This window comes from Actinosynnema sp. NPDC059797 (genome assembly GCF_042732085.1).
GTDB lineage: Bacteria > Actinomycetota > Actinomycetes > Mycobacteriales > Pseudonocardiaceae > Actinosynnema.
The window spans coordinates 1-5,434 of the sequence record NZ_JBHWIE010000435.1 but is presented as its reverse complement, the minus strand read 5'-3'; the positions used below and the strand labels follow the sequence as shown (position 1 = coordinate 5,434).

The 5,434-nt window shown below is 75.3% G+C and carries 5 protein-coding genes; 4 read left to right on the top strand and 1 reads right to left on the bottom strand.

The window, feature by feature from the left end; translation table 11 throughout:
- Window positions 1-113: 113 nt before the first annotated feature.
- On the top strand, window positions 114-2,084 hold the full coding sequence (locus tag ACFV4N_RS39195; RefSeq protein WP_499677747.1) for a helix-turn-helix transcriptional regulator: 1,971 nt from the start codon (window positions 114-116) through the stop codon (window positions 2,082-2,084).
- A gap of 38 nt (window positions 2,085-2,122) precedes the next feature.
- On the opposite strand, the gene ACFV4N_RS39190 is transcribed toward ACFV4N_RS39195, so the two are convergent.
- A complete protein-coding gene (locus ACFV4N_RS39190; protein ID WP_499677746.1) occupies window positions 2,123-3,232 on the bottom strand; it encodes a glycoside hydrolase family 53 protein in 1,110 nt (369 codons plus the stop codon).
- A 198-nt stretch (window positions 3,233-3,430) separates the two neighbouring features.
- Here ACFV4N_RS39190 and ACFV4N_RS39185 point away from each other — a divergent pair, with 198 nt between their 5' ends.
- From ACFV4N_RS39185 to ACFV4N_RS39175, 3 genes are read left to right on the top strand one after another with little or no spacing between them, the layout of a single operon-like run.
- Complete coding sequence (locus ACFV4N_RS39185) at window positions 3,431-3,751, top strand: hypothetical protein (protein WP_499677745.1); 321 nt, start codon at window positions 3,431-3,433, stop codon at window positions 3,749-3,751.
- Window positions 3,730-5,133, top strand: a complete 1,404-nt coding sequence (locus ACFV4N_RS39180; RefSeq protein WP_499677744.1) for an aminotransferase-like domain-containing protein — start codon at window positions 3,730-3,732, stop codon at window positions 5,131-5,133. Before ACFV4N_RS39185 ends, ACFV4N_RS39180 begins: the two co-directional genes overlap by 22 nt.
- Window positions 5,134-5,190: 57 nt before the next feature.
- Window positions 5,191-5,367, top strand: coding sequence for a hypothetical protein (locus ACFV4N_RS39175; RefSeq protein ID WP_499677743.1), 177 nt, complete (start codon window positions 5,191-5,193; stop codon window positions 5,365-5,367).
- Window positions 5,368-5,434: the final 67 nt, after the last annotated feature.

Genomic DNA, 5,434 nt, shown 5'->3' with positions numbered 1-5,434 from the left:
CGCCCCTGTTGGTGGTGGTGCTGGCCGTCGCCGCCGCGCGCGCGGGCGTCGTCACCGCGTTCGGCTAGCCGCTGCCCGCGCCGCGCGGGTTCGACGAGCTGCTGGCCGACCGGGTGGGCGCGCTGACCCCGGCCGCGCGGGAGGCGCTGCTGTACGCGGCGGCGCTGGCGCAGCCGACCCCGGACCTGGTGCGGCGCGCGATGCCGGACCCGGACGTGGCCGAGGACGCGCTCGCCGACGCCGAGGACCGCGGCGTGGTCGAGGTGCTGCCGGGCGCCGTCCGCTTCACCCACCCCCTGCTGCGCTCGACCGTCTACTCCGCCGCGCCGCCCGGCCGCAGGCGACGGGCGCACCGGCGCCTGGCCGAGGTCGTGGATGACCCCGAGAGCCGCGCGCTGCACCTGGCCCTCGGCGCGGCGGGGCCGGACGTGGAGGTGGCCGAGGCGCTGGGCGAGGCGGCCTCGGCCGCCCAGGCGCGCGGCGCGCCCGAGACCGCCGCCCGGCTGTGGGAGCTGGCCGCCGGTCACGCGGTGGACCCGGTGTGCCGGGCGGCCCTGCTGGCGCCGGCCGCGCAGTGCCTGTTCTTCGCCGGTGACGCCAAGCGCGCCCGCGACCTGTTCGAGGCGGCCGTCGCGGACCTGCCCGACGGGCCGGAGCGGGTGGCGGCGCTGCTCGAACTGGCCGTCGTGGTGTTCTACTGCGACGGGCCGGTGGAGGCGACCGCGCTGGGCGACCGGGCACTGGCCTGCGCGGGCGACGACCCGGTGCTGACCGCGACGGCCTACCTGCGCCGGTCGTGGTTCTGCCAGAACGACACCGCCCTGCGCTACCGCAACACCCGCCAGGCCCTGGCCGCGATCACCGGCCACGAGGCCGCCGCGCCCGACGACCTCGTGGCGTGCATCCTGGTGAGCAGCGCCTACTACCGGCTGCTGGCCGGTGAGGGGCTGCCGGCCGGCGACCTGCGGCGGGCCGCGGCCCTGGTCTCGCCGACCGCCCAGTCCCGAGACGCCCGGATGGCCCGCAGCCTGCTGCGGGTGATCACCAAGTACACCGACCCGGTGCGCGGGCGGCAGGAGTTCGAGCGGGCCCGCCGCGCCTCGCTGGACCGGGGCGACGAGGCGGTGGCCATGCAGGAGCTGGTCCAGCTGGCCGAGCTGGACCTGTGGCTGGGGAACTGGGACCTGGCCGACCGGGAGGCGGCGGAGGCCGTCGACGCCGCCGAGCAGGCCGGCCAGCGGCCGTGGGTCGCCTACTCCCTCTACTCCCGGGCGCTGGTCGCCGCCCACCGGGGCGACGAGGGGACCGCGCACCGGGCGGCGACCGAGGGCCTGGCCATCGCCACGGAGCTGGAGGACTCCTGGGTCACGGTGCACCTGAGGGCCGTGCTGGGCTTCGCCGAGCTGTCCCGGCACGAGCCCGCCGCCGCCCGCGCGCACCTCACCGCGGCCCTGGAGGTCTGCGCGGCCGTGGGGCTGGCGGACTTCCCGATCAGCTCCCTGTACGGGGACCTGGTCGAGGCCACCGCGGAGCTGGGCCTGATCGACGAGGCGGAGGAGCTGGCGGCCGACCTGGAACGCCGCCGCGACCGCGCGCCGCGACCGTGGATCACCGCCGTGGCCGCCCGGTCGACCGCGCTGGTCCGCATGGCGCGCGGCGACCTGGAGGGCGCGCACGAGGCGCTGTCGGTCGAACCGCCGCCGATGCCCTTCGAGCGGGCCCGCGGCGACCTGGTTCGCGGCCGGGTGCTGCGGCGGCGCAAGGAGAAGCTGGCCGCGCGCGAGGCCCTGCTGGCGGCCAGGCGGGTGTTCGACCGGTTGGGCGCGCCGCGGTGGTCGGCGCGGGCGGACACCGAGCTGGGCAGGCTGGGGCTGCGCCGGGGCGACGAGCACGACCTGACCGCGACGGAGCTGCACATCGCCCGGTTGGTGGCGAGCGGCCTGAGCAACCGGGAGGTGGCCGCGGCGGCGTACGTGAGCACCAAGACCGTGGAGGCGCACCTGAGCCGGATCTACCGCAAGACGGGCGTGCGGACCCGTCGCGAGCTGAGCCGGCTGGAGTTCCTCGGCGAGCCGCCGGGTTGAGGGGTCGCGCGCGGGCGGCCCCTCAACCCCGGACCGGGTCACGGCGTCCAGCGGATGTTCGGGTTGATGCGGCCCGACCAGTCGAAGACCGCCATGTTGTCCCAGCCGTTGCCGCTGCCGTTGATGTCGGCCGGGTCCCACCCGTTGCCCGGGACCGCGTACCAGGTCGGTTCCCAGTAGAAGACGCCGATGGCGCCCGCGTTGCGCGCCGTGTTCTGCACGTGGGCGAAGTTGGTGGCCTGGCCGTTCCACGTCAGCGGGTAGTCGGCGCAGCCCGAGGTGATGGAGTTGCCGGTGCCGTCGGCGTTCGCCGCGGTGAAGGGGTACGCCGTCTCGGCCAGCACCACGTCCTTGCCGTAGCGGGAGCGCACGTCGGTGATGACGTTGTGGAGGTTGGCCATCGTGCCGTGCCACGAGCAGTAGTACGACAGCGCCGTGATGTCCCAGGGCACGCCCTTCGACCTGATCCCGTCGTAGAACCAGCGGGCGTGGTCGAGGTTGTCCGCGTTGGCCGTGTGGATCATGACCTTGGTGCCGCCGTCGCACGCCTTGGTGGCGTTGTACCCGGCTTTCAGCAGCAGGCTGAGGTTGGTGAAGTCGTTGTTGACGACCTTGCCCTCGTCCCACAGCATCCCGACGTTGATCTCGTTGCCGATCTGCACGCTGTCCGGCGTGGTGCCCTGGGCCTTGAGGCCGGCGCACACGTCGTAGGTGTAGTTGTAGACGTCGGTCTGCAGGCGGCCGATGTCGTGGCCCGACCAGGCGGCCGGCTTGTACTGCTTGCCGGGGTCGGCCCAGGTGTCGGAGTAGTGGAAGTCGACCAGCAGCTTGAGGCCCTTGGCCTTCACGGTCCTGGCGTAGGCCAGGACCTTCGCCTTGTTGTTGTAGCCGCTGCGCGGGTTGTTCCAGACGCGCAGGCGGACGTAGTTGACGCCCACGCCCTTCAGGACGTCGAGCGGGTCCCGGGCCGTGCCGGACGCGTCGTAGTACTTCGCGCCGAGGTCCAGGGCCCGTTGCGCGGTCGAGACGTCGGCTCCCCGCATGCTCAGCGAACCGGCCGCGGAAACGGCCGGGGTGAACGCGGTCAGCGGCAGCACGGCGGTCGCCAGGGCGAGGGCGGCCTTGGCCGCCCGGTGGGGTCCGGACATCCGATCTCCTTCGATCGAGGGTGTGCGGCTCCTGCGGCGGAACAGGCTGTGAACGTGCACAACAATGGAAGCGCAGATGTAATCGCAGATCAAGGCTGTATCCGCGAGCAAGAATGGGAACGTGCACAGGATCGGGCCGATCAACTGTGGGGTTGCTCCCCGATTCGTCGGGGGGTGCCGGGGGCGCACGCTCGTGGCATGACGGAGACGGCGGAGCGGCGTCCGGCACGGCTGTTCCTGGTGGAGTGCTACCTGCCCGGCGCCGACCCGGACGAGGTGGTGGCCGCGCTGCGCCGCGTCCTCGCCGCGGGTGGGGGGACCGCCGAGCTGTCCTGTTGCCTGGCCGTGCCGGGTGACGACACCTACTTCTGCCTGTTCGCGGGTGACGGGCCGGAGGAGCTGGAGACGACGTTCCACCGGGCCGGGGTGCCCTTCGAGCGGATCGTCGAGGCCCGCCGGGTCGCCCACGCGCCCGCACTGCCGCACCAGGGGGGAAGATGCGCAGTTCACCGGGTTTGACGGTGCCGATCGAGCTGGACCGCGCCGCGCGCCGCCCGCTCCAGGACCAGCTCGCCGAGCAGCTGGCCGGGGCGGTCGACCGCGGGCTGCTCGACCGCGGCTGCCGACTGCCGTCCACGCGGACGCTGGCCGGGCAGCTCCGGGTGTCGCGCGGGGTGGTGCTGGCGGCCTACGAGCTCCTCTACGTCCGGGGCTACCTGGAGGGGCGGCAGGGCTCGGGCAGCTACGTCGCCGCCCGCCGCGCCGAACCGCCCGTGACCGGCCCGCCCGTGACGCCCGCGGTGGCCGACCCCGTCGACTGCACCCCGGGCCAGGCGACCCGCGAGGGGTTCCCGCTGGCCGCGTGGCGCGCGGCGTGGCGGCACGCCAGCTTCCTGCCGCCGCCGGTGCGCGAACTGCCCCGGGGCGGCCTACCGGACCTGCGCCGGGCCGTGGCCGGTCACCTGCGGCGCACCCGCGGCCTGGCTTGCGACGAGCACGAGGTGCTGATCACCGCCGGGGTGCCGCACGGGTTGCGGCTGGTGCTGGACGCGCTGGGCGCCGGTCGCGTGGCGGTCCAGGACCCGGCGCCGCCGGTGCTGCGGCAGGTGGTCGCGGACAGCGGCCGGCAGGCCGTGGCGCTGCCGGTCGACCGGGACGGCGGGTGGTGCGGCGCGGTGCCGCCCTCGTGCGCGGCCGTGCTGGTCTCACCGGACGGGCAGCCGCCGTTCGGCGCGGTCGTGTCGGCGCTGCGCCGCCAGCAACTCGCCGACTGGGCGCGCCGCGAGGGCGGCCACCTGGTCGAGGTGGCCCGCGACCACGTCCCGCCCGCCGCCGCGCCGCTGCCCCGGCTGCTGCACCTGGCCGGGCCGCGCACCGCGCTGGTGGGGGACTTCCGGAGCGTGTTCGCCCCGTCGTTGCGCGTCGGGTACGTGCTGGTGCACCGGGACCTGCTCGGCGACCTGGGCCGGTGCGCGCGCCAGGACGACGAGCAGCCGTCCCACGTGGCCCAGTCGGCGATGGCGCACCTGCTGGACGAGGGCCGCGTCGTGCGCCGCCTGCACCAGTTGGAGCGCCTGTTCGAGCACAAGGACGCCCTGGTGCGCGCCGCGCTCGCGCCGCTGGCCCCCGCGGTGCGCCTCGCGCCGCCGGGCGCGGCGGGCACGGTCGTGGTGCACCTGCCCGACCGGCTCGACGCCGGCGCCGCGCACGCCGAGCTGCGCCGGCGCGGCGTGCTGGTGCCCACCCTGGCCTCGTTCCACCTGCCCGGCCGACCGGCGGGCAACGGCCTGGTCCTCGGCCACGGCCACCTGCCCGACCGGGTGCTGCGCACGGTGCTGGACGAGCTGGTCGACGTGCTGACCGCCGTCCGCCCGGCCGCCGACCGGGCGGTCGCCCTGTAGTCGTCCGCGCGATCCGCGCGGGTCTTGTGCAAGGAAAAAACAAGGGGAGGAGTTCTCGTGAACATCCGCAGGACCATCGTCGGCGCCGCGCTGGCACTGGCCGCCGCCGCGTCGCTCGCGACCACCGCCGAGGCGTTGACCCAGGAGGCCCGGGGGGCCGACACCGACGTCGTCGCCCAGAAGGACCCGACGGGCAGCCGCAACAACGGCGCGGGCGCGGGCAGCCCCTGGTAGACCGCCGAGCGGCGGGAAGACCGGAGGTCCGGGACGGGGCCGGCACCAACCCTGGGGGCTGTCTCTT